Raw genomic sequence first — 15,739 nt, 5'->3', positions numbered from 1 at the left:
CCCCGTGGTCGGGAACGAGGGAAACAGAGGGGCGGGGACGCCCTGGGCATCCCCGCATGGCGGTCACTTGCCGCTACACAGCAGCGCACTGAGGTTGCTGGCGCCACCCGCGCAGAGCGTGATGCTCAGCTGGCTGTGCCTGCCCTTGGGGCCCTTGCCGCCGCCGGTGGCGACAGTGGGGTCCATGGCCTGCAGCTCGAGGAGTGTCATGAGGGTTCACCTCCTCCCTGGCCTCGTGGGGACGGGGAAACATGGCCGTGCGGCGCGTTCCGCCGGTCGCTGGGAGCGAGGAACGGCAGCCGTACGGGGCTGGTGTGCAGCGCGGAGCCGACGGCGAGCAGGACTCCCGCGCTTCCGGTGGCCAGGTCGGTGGAGAGCCGCATCAGTTGCTCGCCCGGGAAGGCCAGGTGGCCGCGGTAGGTGAGCGCGTGGCGGGACAGGCGGCGGATGTGCTCGGCCACCACCGGGTCGTGCCGCGCGGCCGTGCCCGGGGGATGCGGTCGGCTGAGACAGAGGATCATGCCCGCCATGCCCTGGAAGAGCCCCGACTGGATGTAGAACCGGCCCTTGGCCGCCGTGCGGATCGCGGCGGACGCCGCGCGGAAGGTGTCGTCCTGGCGGTGGGCCAGGTAGTCGTCGAGCACGAGACCGATCCCGGCGCTGCCGGTCCCCAGGTACGGCAGGGTCCGCCAGCCCTCGTCGACCTCCATGGACCCTCCCTCACGCAGGACACAGCGGCGCAGGTCCTGCCGGAGCGCCGTGCCGGCCAGGTCGAGGAACTCCGGGTCGCCGGTGTGCTCGTACAGCCGCAGGAACAGCAGGGCCGGCCCCGTCGAGCCGTGCAGCAGCCCGGCTTTCGGCGTCTCGCCGTCGTCGTCCTCCGTCTCGTCGGCCGGTCCCAGCCGGTCGGCGACGAGGCCCGCGACCGAGAAGGCCGCGTCACGGAACGCGGGGTCACCGGTGGCCGCGGCGAAGTGCTGGAGGTTCAGACCGATACCGGCCAGGCCTCCGTGCAGGTCGAGGCCCAGCTGTTGCCACCGCTCGCCCAGGCACATGTCGAGGATCTTCGTCGCTTCCTCGCGGTGGCCGAGGTGGTCGAGCGCGTACGCGACGCCGTGCAGGCCGTCGTAGAGGCCGAGGCGTGCCCCGGGTTCGGGGTGCAGGGCGTGCCGTACGAGCCACTCCTCGTGGTCCGGGTGGCGGCCGGCGCCGACCGTGTCCAGCGCGTACAGCACCCCTGCGGCGCCGTGTGCGAGGCCGAGGCCCCCGCCCGGCACGGTGAACTGCTCGACATCGCCCGGGAAGAGCCGGTCGTCACGGTCCGGTGTGGCGGCCGCCAGGATGGCTGCGGTCATGGACGCGCGGGTGCGCAGCCAGCCCTGGTGGTCCGGTTCCGGCGGCCGCGGCGTGCCGGATCCCGCCCGTACGCCGGCGCCGTCCCCGGTGATCACCCGTACGGCGTCGTCGAAGAACCCGGGGGGCACGGGGAAGGTCCGGGCCGCCTCCTCGGCGAGCTGCCGTGCCTTGCCCGCGTCGAGCGGGAACAGGTTGGTGAGCGGCAGGAAGAGGAAGAGACGCAGGCAGGCCAGTGCGTAGCGGTCGATGTCGACACCGGTCAGGCCGCGCGGGACCACGAACCCGGGGGCCGCGAGGCGCTGACTCCCCTGTTCGGTCACGTCCGCGACTCCTTCGAAGTCGATCAGTACGAGGCGGCCGTCGGGGCGGACCAGCATGTTGTCGGCGTGGAGGTCGCCCACGATCAGGCCCCTCGCGTGCACGGCGTCGACGGCGCGCTCGGCCTGGTCCAGCATGTCGAGGACCCAGGCGGTGTAGCCCGCGGTGTCCATGTCGCTGGTCTCCGGAAGGACGAGGGGACAGCGTTCGACGAAGAGGCTGTTGAGTGTCGGTCCCTCGACGAACTCCTCGACCAGGAAGTGGTGCTCGCCCAGGACGAAGTGGTCGAGCAGGGCGGGCACACAGTCGAGCCCGCGCAGTCGTTCGAGGGCGTCTCGCTCGCGGTGCTGCCGGGTGACCGCGTCGGCGCCGTCCAGGGTGAGCCCCGCGTACGGCCGGGCCTCCTTGAGCACGACCCGCTGCCCGGTCCGGGCGTCCTGACCGGTGTAGAGGCCACCGCCGTTGGAGAAGTGCAGGGCGCCGTCGATGCGGTACGGCAGGTCGGCGACGGTCGTCCTGTTCCGTTCGGCCAGGTGCGGTTCGAGGAAGGCGGGCAGGGTCACCCAGTCGGGCACCCGGAACACCGGTCCGCGCACATCGGGTACGAGCCGGCCGGACGCGTCCTCGATGGCCGGCACCAGTTCGCCCTCGGGCGACAGGCAGGTGCGGATGGCGAACCCCCCGTACCTGACGTACAGCGGTCCGTCCCCCCAGCGCAGGTCGCTGAGGATGTACGGGCCCGAATGGCCCGCCAGGACGGGGCCCAGCTCGTGGAGGACCGTTCGGAGCTGGGCCTCGTCCGCCGGGTAGATCGTCACGAACTTGCCGCTGGATCCGCGGGGGGCGTACTTGGCGTTGGCGAGGAGGAGGTGGTCCTCGCTCGGCAGGAACTTGAACGCGATACGAGCGGGAACGCAGTAGTCCCATACGGCGGTCAGGACGTCCCGCGCCGAGTCGAGTGAGGCCGACACGTGGACTTTCCAGCCCTGCGGTGGAAGCACCAGGCCGTCGGGGGTGAGGACCACCCAGTTGTCCAGATCGGACCGGACCCACCCGTCCGGGGCCGGACATCGGGCCAGTTCGAAGCCGTCACTGTGACCTTTGGCTCGAGCGGGCGTGTCGTAGAAGTCCGGGTCCATGAGGCAGAACGCCTCGTAGCGCATGTCCACGGGAGTCTCCGTGTCTCTGCCGAGGGGGCTGGGGGCCCGTAAGGCGGATCCATGGCTCCTGAGATGAGAGGAGCCTTCTGGACTTCGTGGGGGGAACGTTCACCCGGGATCACTACCGAGCATGGCACTGTCGATCGCCGCGCAACAGCACCGTTCCTCACGCGTGCGGCATGAGACCGTCACCCCCGGACCGGGAGGAACGGTGATACGCCATGGGCGTTCCGGACCGGCTCCCGGTCAGCGGCCGCCGCGGATCAGGCCCGTCAGATAGCGCCACAGCGAGGACCGCTGCCGGGCGGACCGGTCCGGCAGGACCTCTTCGGCCACCTCCGGCGCGGGGCCGTCGGCCGACGGACGCGCGGGCGAAGCGGAGAGGTCGTACCGCACGGGCAGCGAGCGCAGGCCGCGCATGAACGGGGAGGAGCGCCAGGGCAGTTGGTCGGCGGGCAGGGCGAGGTCGAGGTGGTCGAACCGCTCGAACAACCGCCCCACACCGGCCGCCGCGACCGTCGAGGCGAGCTCGCGCGACGGGCACTGGCGCGGCCCGGCTCCCCAGGACAGGTGCGCCCGGGTGCTGATGGTGGTGCCGGAGGCGACGTGGTCGGCGAAGAGCGGGTCGGCGTGCGCGGCGGCCGAGGAGACCCACACCGGATCGCCGGCCCGGATCGTGTAGTTGCCGAGCGGGGTGTCCTCGGCGGCGAAGCGCGGGACGAAGTTCACCAGGGGCGGCTTGCGCATGACGGACCGGTTCATGGCCTCCCTGACCATGCCGGCGGACAGGCTGGCGCGCACGCTGCCCTCGCCCGAGATGACCTCCACGACGGTGTTGGAGATGAGGATGCCGACGTGGTCGGAGGTCATGCCGAGCAGCATGAACAGCTCGCGGGCCAGCTGGTCCAGCGACAGGTCGGGGTGCGCGGCCAGCAGGTAGGAGGGGAAGTCGTCGCCCGGCTTCTCCAGCTTCGTCGCGGCCAGTTCGGCCAGGGTCGCCAGCAGGCGCTCCAGTGCGGCCTCCGCGTCCGGGCCGGCGTCCAGCACGCGCCACATGTCCATCAGCGCGTCGTCGCCCTGCGAGCCGGGGAAGCCCAGCAGGTGGCTGGCCACCATCAGCGGCAGCGGCCGGGAGAACTGCGCGGACAGGTCCGCCACGCCCGTCTTCCCGCCCTGCCCGACCAGGGTGATCAGCTCGTCGGCGTAGGCGGTGACGGCGGCCTTGAGGCGCTTGGCCTGGGGGTGGCGCGGGTCCTGGAACGGCTTGAGGGCCACGTCCCAGGCCGTGCGCAGCGGCCGGTAGCCGGGGCCGCCCTGGATCAGGATGTGGTTGACCTCCAGGGACGGGCCGAGCGGCCAGTCGGCCGGCACCCGGCCCTCGGAGCGGGCCCGCCAGTTCTCCAGCCCCTTGGGGAAGCCGTCGTTGTCCTGGAGGACCTGGAGCGCCTCGCGGTAGCCGAGGACCAGCCAGGCGGGTACGCCGAGCAGGTCGACCGGCGCGACGGGGCCGTGCTGCTGCCTCAGCCGCTCGTACACGAGCGCGGGGCGCGTCTCGTAGTCACGGGTCAGCAACGGCTCGGGACTCAACGCCTCCAGCCGCGTGTCGTCCAGGTCCACTGATCCGCCGTCACCCCACTGGGAGTCCATCGTCCTGCCACCCTCCGACACGCCCCGTACCGGCACACCATCAGCCGGTAGCCGGAAACGGTGGGGACCCTACCCCAGAGGCAACCCGCGGGTAACGACGGGGGGTGGGAACGACTCGGGGTGATCGGCGCGTGAAACGTGGATCAGGCAGCGGTGTAACCGAGTTGGCGCCGCATGTAGGGCGTCATGAGGGTCTTCGCCTTGGCCATGACCGTGGTGCGGCTGCCGAGGACCGCGGACTCGCCGCCCGGTACGGGCAGCACGGTCAGTCCGTCGGCCGGGCCGAACGGCACGATGAGCGGGGTGCGCTGGACCGGCCGGTAGAAGCGCGGCTCCTTGCGGTGCTTGCCCGAACTCTGCAGGTAGGCGCGGATGTTGTGGGCGGCGATGTCGGCCTGGGCGAGGGCGGCGGGGGTGATCTTGAGTTCGCTGACGTCGTTGACGTCGCCGACGGCGAACACGTCCAGCCTGCCCTCCACCCGGAGCGTCCGGTCGACCTTGACGTGCCCGTCCCGGTTCAGCCAGTCGCCGTGTCCGGCGAGGCGGAGCCAGAGGGTGTTGGGCGTGGTGCCGGTCGCCCAGAAGGACAGGTCGGCCTCGATGACGGTGCCGCGGCCGTCGCGGTAGATGCCGAAGTCGTTGCCGGGCGACATGAACGAGTCGAGCCGGACCTCGATGTCATGGGCCTCCAGCCACGCGAGGGCCTTGCGTCCCGGCCGCGCGCTGCCCGTGGAGTCGAGCAGGGCCGGTCCGGAGTGGGCGAGTGTGACGCGGGCGTCCGGCCGGGCGAGGCGGATCTCGGCGCTGAGTTCGACGCCGCCGGGGCCGCCGCCGACGACGAGGACGTGCTCGGCCGTGGCGATGTTGCGCTGGTGTTCGGCGAACGACTTGGCCGCCTCGTCGACGGTGGTGCCCAGGAAGCGGGCCGGCTCCGGGTAGTCGGCGCCGGTGGCGATCACGACCACGTCGTAGGGCAGCCGTTCGCCCGTGGCGAGGACGACCTGCCGCTCGGCGGTGTCGATACGGACGGCCTTGCCCGCGACCACGCGGCCGCGCCGCAGCAGCCGGTCGTACGGGATGAAGGGCGTGTGCGTCCACTCGGGGCGCACCCCCGCGCGCAGGGAGGCGATGCGGTGGAAGAAGACCTCCTTGCGGTCCACCAGCGTGACCCGGGCCGTCGTATCCAGCCGCCTCGCCAGCCGGACGCCGCCATAGCCGCCGCCGATCACCACTACGTCGCCGTCGTACACGCCCAGTCTCCTGTGCCTGGTGGGGGGTGCGAGAGCCGCCGCGGAACGGGCCCCGCTCGGATCGACCCCCGGCGGCCACTCGACTGACGGTGACATTAGCGCTTGAAACTTAAAGGGATCCTTGGGTTCCGTGCATGTTCCGTGAAGAGATGGACACCTGACCGGGCGTCACCGACCGGGCGTCACTTCCCCCAGATCCTCCGGTACGCCTCCCGGTAGCCCGACGGGTCCCAGGTCGTGGCGCCTTCGCTGTTGCCGGCCGTGGCGATGTGGACGGGGGCCGTGTACCCGCTGGCCGGGCGGCCGGAGAAGGCGCGGTTGAACTCGTCGACGATCTGCCAGCCCTGGAGGGACAGCGGTTCGGGCACGGTGGCGGCCTGGTACTGCCTGCTGTTGACGCGCTGGAAGGCGGACGGATCGCCGTCACCCGCGCCGATGTTGTAGGGCGGCCCCGAGCCCTTCTCGCCGGCCGCGCGGAAGGCGGGGGCGGCGTCGGCGAAGTACAGGTCGTTGATGGCCACGGAGTGGGTCCACCGGTCCTGGAACCGGGAGAGCAGCGAGGAGATCTCCCGCGGGGTGCGGCTGCTCGCGTCCGGGATCGGGATGTTCTCGACGGAGAGCAGCCGCACTCCCCGGCACCTGGCGAGTTCCTTCCTGATCAGGTCGGACTTGTTCTTCGCGAAGGGGATCGACGCGTCGGTGATGAGCACGACCCCGGCGCGGCCGTCCGAGTCGGCGATGACCCACTGAGCGCTGATGCGGGCCACGTCCTGGACGCGGGTGGTGACGTTGGTGAAGAGGTCGGGGTCCCGGCTGGGGCCGGGCTCGGGGACCGCGTGCCAGCCGATCAGCGGGATGCGCTGCGCGTTGGCCCGGGCGGCCTGCTGTGCCGTCGAGTCGGGGTCGAAGCCGCCGATGACGATGCCCGAGGGTCTGAGGGCGACGGCCTCGCTCATGGCCGCCTGGATGCCCGCCGGGGTGCCTCCGCCGTCGATCACCCGGACGTCCCACCCGATGACCCGCGCGGCTTCCCGCACCCCCCTCGCGGCGCCCGCGACGCCGGGATTGGTCATCGTCTGGGCGACGTAGACGATGGTCTTGCCGGACACCGCCTCGGGGCCGGTGGTGGGTCCGCCCCAGGGGATGTCGGTCCGCTCGGCCCGGACGACGGCGGCCCGCGCCCCGGCCTGGACGTCGGGGCAGCCGCTCGGGCCCGTCGCGGTCTCGTCCGCGCCGTCCGAGGAACCGCGCTCGCAGCCGACGAGGGCGGTCGCCGTCGCCAGCAGGGCGCAGCAGACGAGCCGCGCGGTGCGGGCTCCGGGGGCGGCCTTGCGGTTGCGGTGCACGGGGGGCTCCTGTGAGGGGATCGGCGCGGCGGGGCGTGCCGAGGGGGTCAGGGGGGTGTGCCGGCCGTGCCGCCCTCCGGCGTCGGGGAGGACGGTGGCGGGGAGGGAGGCGACGGGGAGGGAGGCGGCGAGGAAGGGGGTGGGGTGGAGGACGGTGGCGGGGTGGAGGACGGTGGCGGGGGCGGCGCGGCGGGTGTGTCGCGGGCGGCGGCGCCGCCGCGCAGCCGGCGTCGGGCGGCGTATCCGGCGAGGCCCACGGCGATGAGCAGGGTGCCGCCGTGGAACAGCGGGACCGTCCAGAAGTCGGCGCCGAGCTGCGCGATGCCGGTGAGGCCGACGGCCAGGACGGCGACGGCGACGACGGTGCCGAGGGCGTTGGGCCGGCCCGGTTTGATCGCCGTGGAGCCGAGCAGGGCGCCGACGAAGGCGGGCAGCAGGTAGTCGAGGCCGACGCTCGGGTTGCCGATCTGCTGCTGGGACGCAAGCAGCACACCGGCGAAGCCGACGATCAGGCCCGAGGCGGCGAAGGCGTAGACGGTGTAGGTGCGGGTCGGGATGCCGACGAGGTCGGCCGCGCGCGGGTTCGATCCGACGACGTACAGGTACCGGCCGAGCGGCAGCCGCTCCAGCACCAGCCAGAGGACTCCGGCGAGGGCGAGCACGTAGAAGGCGGGGACCGGGAGGCCGAGGAACGTGGAGTCGTAGAGGTCGGTGAACGCGGGCGGGAGACCTCGCGGGCCGGGGACGATCCGGCTGCCGTCGGTGATCCAGCCGGTCACGGCGTACATCATGCTGCCGGTGCCGAGGGTGGCGATGAAGGAGTCGATCCGGCCGAACTCGACGATGACGCCGTTGAGGACGCCCACGACCAGGCCTCCGGCGAGCACGGTGAGGCAGGCGAGCGGCCAGGGCCAGCCCGCGTGGACGACGAGCTGCATCACCATGACGTGGGCCAGTCCGAGGCCGTAGCCGATGGAGAGGTCGAACGCGCCGGTGACGATGGGCACCATGGCGGCCAGTGCGAGGACGGCCGGGATCGACTGGTTGGACAGGATCGAGTCGACGGTGTCCAGCGTGGGGAAGGTGTCCGGCAGGGCGAGGGAGAAGACCAGGTAGAGCAGGGCGGTGAGGGCGAGCAGGCCGTAGGCGCCGATGCGGTGCCCGCCCGGGGCGCGCCGGCGCTCGGGGCGGGGCGGGGAGGGCGAGGGCGAGGTCGGATCGGTCATGGGGTCGCCGCGGCCGTGGACGGGGGCATGGCCGAGGCCGCCCGGGTGAGCCCGGTGACGGTGAGGGCGCCGCCGCTCAGTTCGGCCGTCACGGACCCGCGGACGAAGACCAGGGTGCGTCCGCACACGCTCGCGACCTCCTCGAAGTCGGTGGACAGGAGCAGCACGGCGAGACCCGCCGACAGCGCCTCGTCGAGCAGGCGGTGGATCGCGGCCTTGGCGCCGATGTCCACGCTCGCGGTCGGCTCCTCGAGGATCAGCAGCCGCAGTTCCGTCCGCAGCCAGCGGCCGATCATGACCTTCTGCTGGTTCCCGCCGGAGAGCGTGGCGATGGGGGCCTCGCTGTCGCGGGGACGCACCGAGAACCGGTCGATGAGGGCTGCGGCTTCGGCGCGTTCGTTCCGGGGACCGATCCAGCGCGGCGCCCGCCGTCCTCCCGCGCCGGGATTGGCCAGGAGGTTCTCCCGTACGGTCAGTTCGGCGAGACAGCCCTCCCGCAGCCGGTCCCCCGGCACGAAGCCGACGCCACGGGAGACGGCCTCCGCGACCGAGCGGGGCTGATAGGGCCGCCCGTGCAGCACGGCCCGCCCCCCGAGAAGGCGCCGGTCCCCGGCGAGGGCACGCCCCAGATCCGCGTGCCCGGCCCCCGAGAGCCCGACCAGTCCCAGCACCTCCCCGGCGGCAAGCCTCAGACTGACCGGCCCGACCCGCCCGGTCCGCACTCCGTCGAGGATCAGGACCGGGGGTGTGCGGGCGGCAGCCGGAGTGCCGCCCGGGTGTTCGGCGGCCGGAACACCAGCGGGGCGGGGAGCGGCGGGCGTGGGCTCCTCGCCGACGATGGCGTGGACCAGGTGTGCGGGGGTGTGGTCCGCGAGGCGGCCGTGGCTGACCAGGCGGCCGTCGCGCAGGACGGCGAACGTGTCGGCGACCTGGTACACCTCGTCCAGGCGGTGGCTGACGTAGAGGATCGCGTGGCCGCGGTCGCGCAGGTCGTGCAGGACGCCGAAGAGCCGGGCGCTGTCCGCTGCGGGCAGGCGGGCGGTCGGCTCGTCGAGGACGATGAGCTTCGCGCGGGCCGCCAGGGCCCTGGCGATCGCGACGAGCGAGCGCTCGGCCGGTGCGAGGCCGGAGACCGGCGCGTCGGGGTCGAGGTGCCCGGCGACGATCCGCAGCGCGTCGACGCAGCGCTCGCGGGTGCGCCGCCAGGAGATCAGCCCGGTGCGGCGGGCGTATCCGTTGGTCAGCGCGATGTTCTCGGCGACCGTCATCCACTCCACGAGCCCGAGGTCCTGGTGGATGAAGGACATGCTCGTGGACGCGGCCGGGCTGCCGAGGGGCATGCCGTCCACCGTGATCTGTCCGGTGTCGGCGGGGTGGACGCCGGCGAGGACCTTGATGAGCGTGGACTTGCCGGCGCCGTTGGGCCCGAGCAGGGCGAGCACGCTGCCGGCGTGGACGTCGAGGTCGACCCCGGCCAGCGCGACGGTCCCGCCGAACCGCTTGCCGAGCCCGCGGATACGGACCAAGGGCTCCGGCCCGAAGGGTGAAGCCGCCTTCACCGGCGTGTCAGGAGCGTCGCGCACCCGATCAAATTACAGCATTTCGGGCATCTTTCGGCCCCGGTGACTCCCACGCGGGTCGGCGGACGCCTCACGCGGCGTCGAGCCCGCACTCGGCCCAGATGACCTTGCCCTCGGGGAGGTAGCGCGTGCCCCAGCTCTGCGAGAGCTGCGCGACGAGGAACAGGCCGCGTCCGCCCTCGTCGGTGCTGGCCGCCCGGCGCAGATGGGGGGCGGTGTTGCTGACGTCGGAGACCTCGCAGATCAGCGTGCGCCCGTACAGCAGCCGGACCCGGATGGGCCCGGTGCCGTGCCGGACGGCGTTGGTGATCAGCTCGCTGAGGATCAGTTCCGCGGCGAACGCGGTCTCGTCGAGCCCCCACTCGGACATGCGGCGCATGGCGGAGGCCCGGACCTCGCCGACGAGTGCCGGGTCGGCGGGCAGCTCCCAGGCTGCGATGCGGCCGGGGTCCAGCGCGTGCACGCGGGCGACGAGCAGGGCGATGTCGTCGTGCGGATGCGCGGGCGCCACGGTGTCCAGGACCGCCTGGCAGGTCTCCTCGGGCGCGCGCTCCGGATGGGCCAGGGCCGTGCGCAACTGCTCCAGCACCACGTCGACGTCACGGTGGCGGTCCTCGATGAGTCCGTCGGTGTAGAGCACCAGCTGACTGCCCTCGGGGACGTCGATCTCGACGGCGTCGAAGGGCAGACCCCCGAGACCGAGCGGGGGCCCGGCCGGGAGGTCGGGGTAGGAAACGGTGCCGTCGGGGTGGACGAGTGCGGGCGGCGGGTGACCGGCGCGCGCCATGTGGCACCGCTGCGCGGTCGGGTCGTAGATGGCGTACAGACAGGTCGCGCCGATGACGCCGGCGCCCTTGCCGTCGGGGTCCTCCCGGTCCAGACGGCCCACGAGGTTGTCCAGGTGGGTGAGGACCTCGTCCGGGGAGAAGTCGAGCTCGGCGAAGCTGCGCGCCGCCGTGCGCAGCCGGCCCATGGTGGCCGCGGAGAGCATGCCGTGGCCGACGACGTCGCCGACGAGGAGCCCGACGCGGGTGCCGGAGAGGGGGATGACGTCGTACCAGTCCCCGCCCACGTCGGATTCGGCGGGCAGATAGCGGTGGGCGACCTCGACGGCGTCCTGGTCGGGCAGCCCGTGCGGGAGGAGTCTGCGCTGGAGGGCCAGGACCATGGCGCGTTCGTGGGTGTAGCGCCGGGCGTTGTCGATGGACAGGGCGGCGCGGGCGGCGAGTTCCTGGGCCAGCGAACGGTCGTCGTCCCCGAAGGCGCCACCGGCGCGGTAGAAGCTGGCGATGCCCAGGACGACACCGCGGGCGAGCAGGGGCACCGCGATCAGGGAGCGGACGTGGGCGAGCAGGCGCGCGGTGTGCTCGGGGTCCTGGGCGAGCCAGCCCGCGGCGGCCTCCAGGTCCGGTTCCAGTACCGCCTCGCCCGTGGTCAGGCAGCGCAGCTGGGGCGCGGTCGGGCCGAAGTCGATGCGCTTGCCGGGCGGTGTGAAGGGCAGGCCCTCGCGGACGCCGTGCAGCACCGTGCGGCGCAGGTCGGCGAGGGGGTCGGCGGACTCCTCGCCGCGCAGGACGGCGTCGGGCAGGTCGATGGTGACGAAGTCGGCCAGGCGCGGGACCGCCGTCTCGGCCAGTTCCTCGGCGGTGCGGCGCACGTCCAGGGTGGTGCCGATGCGGGCGCTGGCCTCGGACAGCAGCTCCAGGCGCCGGCGCGCGGCCAGGGCGTAGGCCCCGACGTGCGGCTCGCCCACCATGACGAGCCCCCGGGCCGGGAACGGCGAGCCGGTGCGGTCGTCCGCGGTGCCCCTGCCGCCGTACGGCGCGTCCCCACCGCCGTCGACCGCACCCCTGCCACCGCCCGCGGCGTCCGCACCGCCTTCGGCCACGCCCCAGCCGCTGTCGGCCCGGCCGCCCTCACCAACCACCGCATCCCCGCCGCCGCCGTACAGCGCGTCCCCACCGCCGTCGACCGCACCCCTGCCACCGCCCGCGGCGTCCGCACCGCCTTCGGCCACACCCCGGCCGCTGTCGGCCCGGCCGCCGTCACCGACCACCGCACCCCCGCCGCCGTCCAGCGCGTCCCCACCGCCGTCGACCGCACCCCTGCCGTCACCCGCGGCGTCCGTACCGGCGTCGGTCACACGCCTGTCGGCGTCGGCCCGGCCGCCGTCACCGGCCACCGCACCCCTGCCGCCGCCCGCCTCTTCCCCGACGCCGTCCACCCCGCCCCCGTCGCCGTCGGCCACGCCCGTACCGCCACCGGTCACACGCCCACCCCGACGGCCGTCGGGAGCGACGGCCGGGGCGGATGCGGCGGCGAGATATCCGGACGGCAGGGTGATCGACTGCGGGGCGGGCCGTGGGCCGGCCGAGAGGGCGGCCAGGTCCGGCAGCTCGTCCGCCTGGTGCGGGAGGACCAGGGACTCCCCCGCCGAGGCGCCCGGCAGCACCGCCTCGACGGCGAAGCCCCGCACTCCGGAGGCGCTCGTCATCGGGCGGCTCACCAGCGTCACCCGCCGGCCGCCGGGCAGGGCGACGTCGACGGCGGCCCGCTGCCCCCGGGAGATCAGCTCGGCGGCCTTCTCCCTGAGGACCTCCTGGTCACGCGCGGGGAACTCGTCGGCCAGCGCGTCCAGGGCGATGCCGCTGTGCAGGCCGGCCCCGCCCCCGGTGGCCAGGTACGTGCGCAGCAGGGCGCGTTCGTGCGCGGAGCTCTGCCCCAGCAGCCGCCGCTCGATGTTCTCGGCCGCCCGGCGGATCGCCGCGCCCAGCGCGGGCTGTTCGAAACTGCGCGGATAGCCGAAGCACAGGACGCCCTCGATGCGTCCGCTGAGCGGGTCGCGGACGGGCATCGCGACGCAGGCGTTGCCCTGGGAGCGTTCCGCGAAGTGCTCGGCGCCGTAGACGCGGATGAGCTGCCGCTCGGCCAGGGCGAGGCCGATGCCGTTGGTGCCGGCGACCTGCTCGGCGAACACGAATCCCGGCACCCGCTGGATCGCCGGGAGGTTCCTTGCCATCGCGGGATCCCCGAACCGGCGCAGGAGGACCGTCCCGTTCGCGTCGGCGACCGAGATGTTGATCTGGCTGCCGGAGAACGCGTCCTGGAGCCGGTCGAGCACCGGCACGGCCGCGCGGACGATACGGCCCCCGGGGTCGAAGTCCTCCCGGTAGGGCAGGTCGGTCTGGTCCGGTGACAGGCCCAGGGACCGGCTGCGCCGCCACGAGTTCAGGATGGACGTCCGGACACCCGTGTCGACCGGCTGCCCCTCGAGAAACCGCTCACGAAGCCGGGCGGGCCCCGTGCCGTCCGTCGCACGTCCCGCCGGCTTGGGTTCCTCGCCGGACCGAACCACGCTTCGCCTCGCTTGCGCCCGCGATCATCCGCTGCTCGGAAGAGAATCTGGCATTGACGAGGATACGGGCATTACGGGCACGCGTCACGGTGCGCCGGAGCCGTTCGGGCACCGGGCACGGGGCTACGCGCGGGGCTGAGCGCATTCACCCCAGGAAACTCAGCCGCACCTTCCGATCCGGGTTGTCCTTGTTCGTGTCCACGAGGCACACCGACTGCCATGTCCCGAGTTCCAGCCGGCCGCCCAGCACGGGCAGGGTCGCGTGCGGCGGGACGAGGGCCGGCAGGACGTGGTCGCGGCCGTGGCCGGGACTGCCGTGCCGGTGCTGCCAGCGGTCGTCGGCGGGCAGCAGCGTGTGCAGTGCGGCCAGAAGGTCGTCGTCGCTGCCGGCACCGGTCTCGAGAACGGCGATTCCGGCCGTCGCGTGCGGGACGAAGACATTGAGGAGGCCGTCACGCCCGGCTGCCGCCTCCCGCAGGAAGGACTCGCAGTCACCGGTGATGTCGACGACCCGCTCCGTGGAACCGGTGCGGACGTTCAGGACTCGGGTGGTGAAGACATCTGACATGCCTCCCATCCTGACGCACGCGCCCGTTTTCCCCCGATGACCCCCGCCCGGTGGCGGTACCGGCGTCCACTGGACGAGACGCCCGTTGACCGTGCGCATGCCACCTGACTAGGTTCAGCCGCATGTTGCGTTCAGCCCTGCTCACCACGCGCGGTCACATCGACCTGCTGCGGGTGGCCTCCGCCGCGTGTCGCCGCGGCCGCTGACGCCCTTCCCCTCCTCACTTCCCGGTTCCCTCACCCTGGTTCCGCCTGCCCGCTGAGCACCTTTGCTCTCGTCGGCGCGGCGGCGGTGAGGTGCGCCTCGCCCCACCCTCGCCCTCCCCCGTGGAGTCCTCATGAGCATCAGTCATGCCCCGCCCACGTCAAAAGAACCCGATATTTCGCCTATATCGGCTCCTGACCTCGACCTCCAGCCCCTCGTCCCCACCTCCTCTCGCCGCACCCGCGTCCCTCGCTGGCTGCGCCGCACCACCGGCCCGGTCCTGCTGCTGGTGTTGTGGCAACTCCTCAGCAGCACGGGCGCGTTGCAGGCGGACGTGCTCGCCTCGCCCGGCCGTATCGCCCAGGTCGCCGGGGACATGGTGGCCGACGGCTCGCTCCCCGCCGCCATGGGCACCTCGCTCCAGCGGGTCGCGGCCGGGCTGCTGCTCGGCCTGGTCGTCGGTACCGGACTGGCCCTGCTGTCGGGCCTGTTCCGGGTCGGCGAGGACCTGGTGGACGCGCCCGTGCAGATGCTGCGGACCGTGCCGTTCGTGGGGCTCATCCCGCTGTTCATCATCTGGTTCGGCATCGGCGAGGCTCCCAAGGTCGCCATCATCACGCTCGGCGTGACCTTCCCGCTCTACCTCAACGTCTACGCCGGAATCCGCGGTGTGGACGCCCAGTTGATCGAGGCCGGGGAGTCCCTCGGACTGTCCCGGTGGGGGCTCGTCCGGCACGTCGTCCTCCCGGGGGCGCTGCCGAACGCCATGACCGGTCTGCGCTACTCGCTCGGCATCGCCTGGCTCGCGCTGGTCTTCGCCGAGCAGGTCAACGCCGACTCCGGCATCGGGTTCCTCATGGTGCAGGCGCGGGACTTCCTGCGGACCGACGTGATCGTGGTCTGCCTGGTCGTCTACGCCTTCCTCGGCCTGCTCGCCGACTTCATCGTCCGCTCTCTCGAAAGGGTGCTGCTGCAATGGCGACCGACGTTCACCGGCCGGTGACCCCCCAGGCGGTCCATGTCGAGGGGCTCACGCGGGCCTTCGACGGACGTGCCGTCATCGATGATCTGCGACTGGACGTGCGGCCGGGCGAGTTCGTGGCCCTGCTCGGGCGCAGCGGCTGCGGCAAGTCGACGCTGCTGCGGATCCTCGCCGGGCTCGACCGCGACATCGAGGGCACCGTCCTGGTGCCGCGCCGCAAGGCCGTCGCCTTCCAGGCGCCCCGGCTGATGCCGTGGAAGAGGGTGTGGCGCAACGTCCTGCTCGGCCTGCCCGGCAAGCCCGAACGTGCCGTCGCCGAGCAGGCCCTCGACGAGGTCGGCCTCGGCCACCGCTCGGCCGCCTGGCCCAAGACCCTCTCCGGTGGTGAGGCCCAACGTGCCTCGCTTGCCCGGGCGTTGGTGCGCGAGCCCGATCTGCTGTTGCTCGACGAGCCGTTCGGCGCGCTCGACGCCCTCACCCGCATCAAGGCGCAGCGGCTCGTGGGCGAGTTGTGGCAGCGCCGGGGCTGCGCGGTGCTCCTGGTCACCCACGACGTGGAGGAGGCCGTGCTGCTCGCCGACCGTGTCCTGGTGATGGACGGCGGCGTCATCGCCCACGAGCAGCGCGTCGACCTCGACCGTCCCCGCGACATCACCGACCCGCGCTTCGCGGCACTGCGCGCCGGCCTCCTCGAACGCCTCGGCGTCGAGGCGACGGCCGCCGAAGCCGCCTGAACCCCTTCACGCA

The 15,739-nt window shown here is 73.0% G+C and carries 12 protein-coding genes; 3 read left to right on the top strand and 9 right to left on the bottom strand.

The features are described 5' to 3' along the window. Positions 1 to 63: 63 nt before the first annotated feature. The 9 genes from ACZ3I3_RS27730 to ACZ3I3_RS27690 form a co-directional block, all read right to left on the bottom strand. Complete coding sequence (locus ACZ3I3_RS27730) at positions 64 to 210, bottom strand: SapB/AmfS family lanthipeptide (protein WP_359755939.1); 147 nt, start codon at positions 208 to 210, stop codon at positions 64 to 66. Beyond that, a complete protein-coding gene (gene lanKC, locus ACZ3I3_RS27725) occupies positions 207 to 2,843 on the bottom strand; it encodes a class III lanthionine synthetase LanKC (protein WP_467369480.1) in 2,637 nt (878 codons plus the stop codon). The genes ACZ3I3_RS27730 and lanKC overlap by 4 nt, the downstream gene beginning before the upstream one ends. Before the next feature lie 237 nt (positions 2,844 to 3,080). Beyond that, complete coding sequence (locus ACZ3I3_RS27720) at positions 3,081 to 4,481, bottom strand: cytochrome P450 (RefSeq protein ID WP_467369478.1); 1,401 nt, start codon at positions 4,479 to 4,481, stop codon at positions 3,081 to 3,083. Positions 4,482 to 4,624: 143 nt separating this feature from the next. After that, positions 4,625 to 5,731: an FAD-dependent oxidoreductase gene (locus ACZ3I3_RS27715; protein WP_467369476.1), complete on the bottom strand. Its 1,107-nt coding sequence runs from the start codon at positions 5,729 to 5,731 to the stop codon at positions 4,625 to 4,627. Positions 5,732 to 5,913: 182 nt separating this feature from the next. Next, the gene (locus ACZ3I3_RS27710) at positions 5,914 to 7,077 is read right to left on the bottom strand and encodes a substrate-binding domain-containing protein (RefSeq protein ID WP_467369474.1); all 1,164 of its coding nucleotides are present in this window, start codon (positions 7,075 to 7,077) and stop codon (positions 5,914 to 5,916) included. Between the two features lie 47 nt (positions 7,078 to 7,124). Then, entirely contained in the window at positions 7,125 to 8,303 is a 1,179-nt protein-coding gene (locus ACZ3I3_RS27705) for an ABC transporter permease (protein WP_467369472.1), read from the bottom strand. After that, positions 8,300 to 9,886, bottom strand: a complete 1,587-nt coding sequence (locus ACZ3I3_RS27700) for a sugar ABC transporter ATP-binding protein (RefSeq protein WP_467369470.1) — start codon at positions 9,884 to 9,886, stop codon at positions 8,300 to 8,302. Before ACZ3I3_RS27700 ends, ACZ3I3_RS27705 begins: the two co-directional genes overlap by 4 nt. Positions 9,887 to 9,953: 67 nt before the next feature. Beyond that, positions 9,954 to 13,238: a SpoIIE family protein phosphatase gene (locus tag ACZ3I3_RS27695; protein WP_467369468.1), complete on the bottom strand. Its 3,285-nt coding sequence runs from the start codon at positions 13,236 to 13,238 to the stop codon at positions 9,954 to 9,956. Between the two features lie 145 nt (positions 13,239 to 13,383). Next, entirely contained in the window at positions 13,384 to 13,806 is a 423-nt protein-coding gene (locus ACZ3I3_RS27690; RefSeq protein ID WP_391082501.1) for a secondary thiamine-phosphate synthase enzyme YjbQ, read from the bottom strand. A 122-nt stretch (positions 13,807 to 13,928) separates the two neighbouring features. Here ACZ3I3_RS27690 and ACZ3I3_RS27685 point away from each other — a divergent pair, with 122 nt between their 5' ends. The 3 genes from ACZ3I3_RS27685 (at position 13,929) to ACZ3I3_RS27675 (ending at position 15,726) form a co-directional block, all read left to right on the top strand. After that, the gene (locus tag ACZ3I3_RS27685) at positions 13,929 to 14,012 is read left to right on the top strand and encodes a putative leader peptide (protein WP_313884353.1); all 84 of its coding nucleotides are present in this window, start codon (positions 13,929 to 13,931) and stop codon (positions 14,010 to 14,012) included. A 131-nt stretch (positions 14,013 to 14,143) separates the two neighbouring features. Next, on the top strand, positions 14,144 to 15,013 hold the full coding sequence (locus ACZ3I3_RS27680) for an ABC transporter permease (RefSeq protein WP_467369466.1): 870 nt from the start codon (positions 14,144 to 14,146) through the stop codon (positions 15,011 to 15,013). Beyond that, positions 14,986 to 15,726, top strand: coding sequence for an ABC transporter ATP-binding protein (locus ACZ3I3_RS27675; protein ID WP_356923698.1), 741 nt, complete (start codon positions 14,986 to 14,988; stop codon positions 15,724 to 15,726). The genes ACZ3I3_RS27680 and ACZ3I3_RS27675 overlap by 28 nt, the downstream gene beginning before the upstream one ends. Positions 15,727 to 15,739 lie beyond the last annotated feature (13 nt).

This window comes from Streptomyces sp. NPDC016851 (genome assembly GCF_055562795.1).
This window is presented reverse-complemented; position numbering and strand designations above follow the sequence as displayed.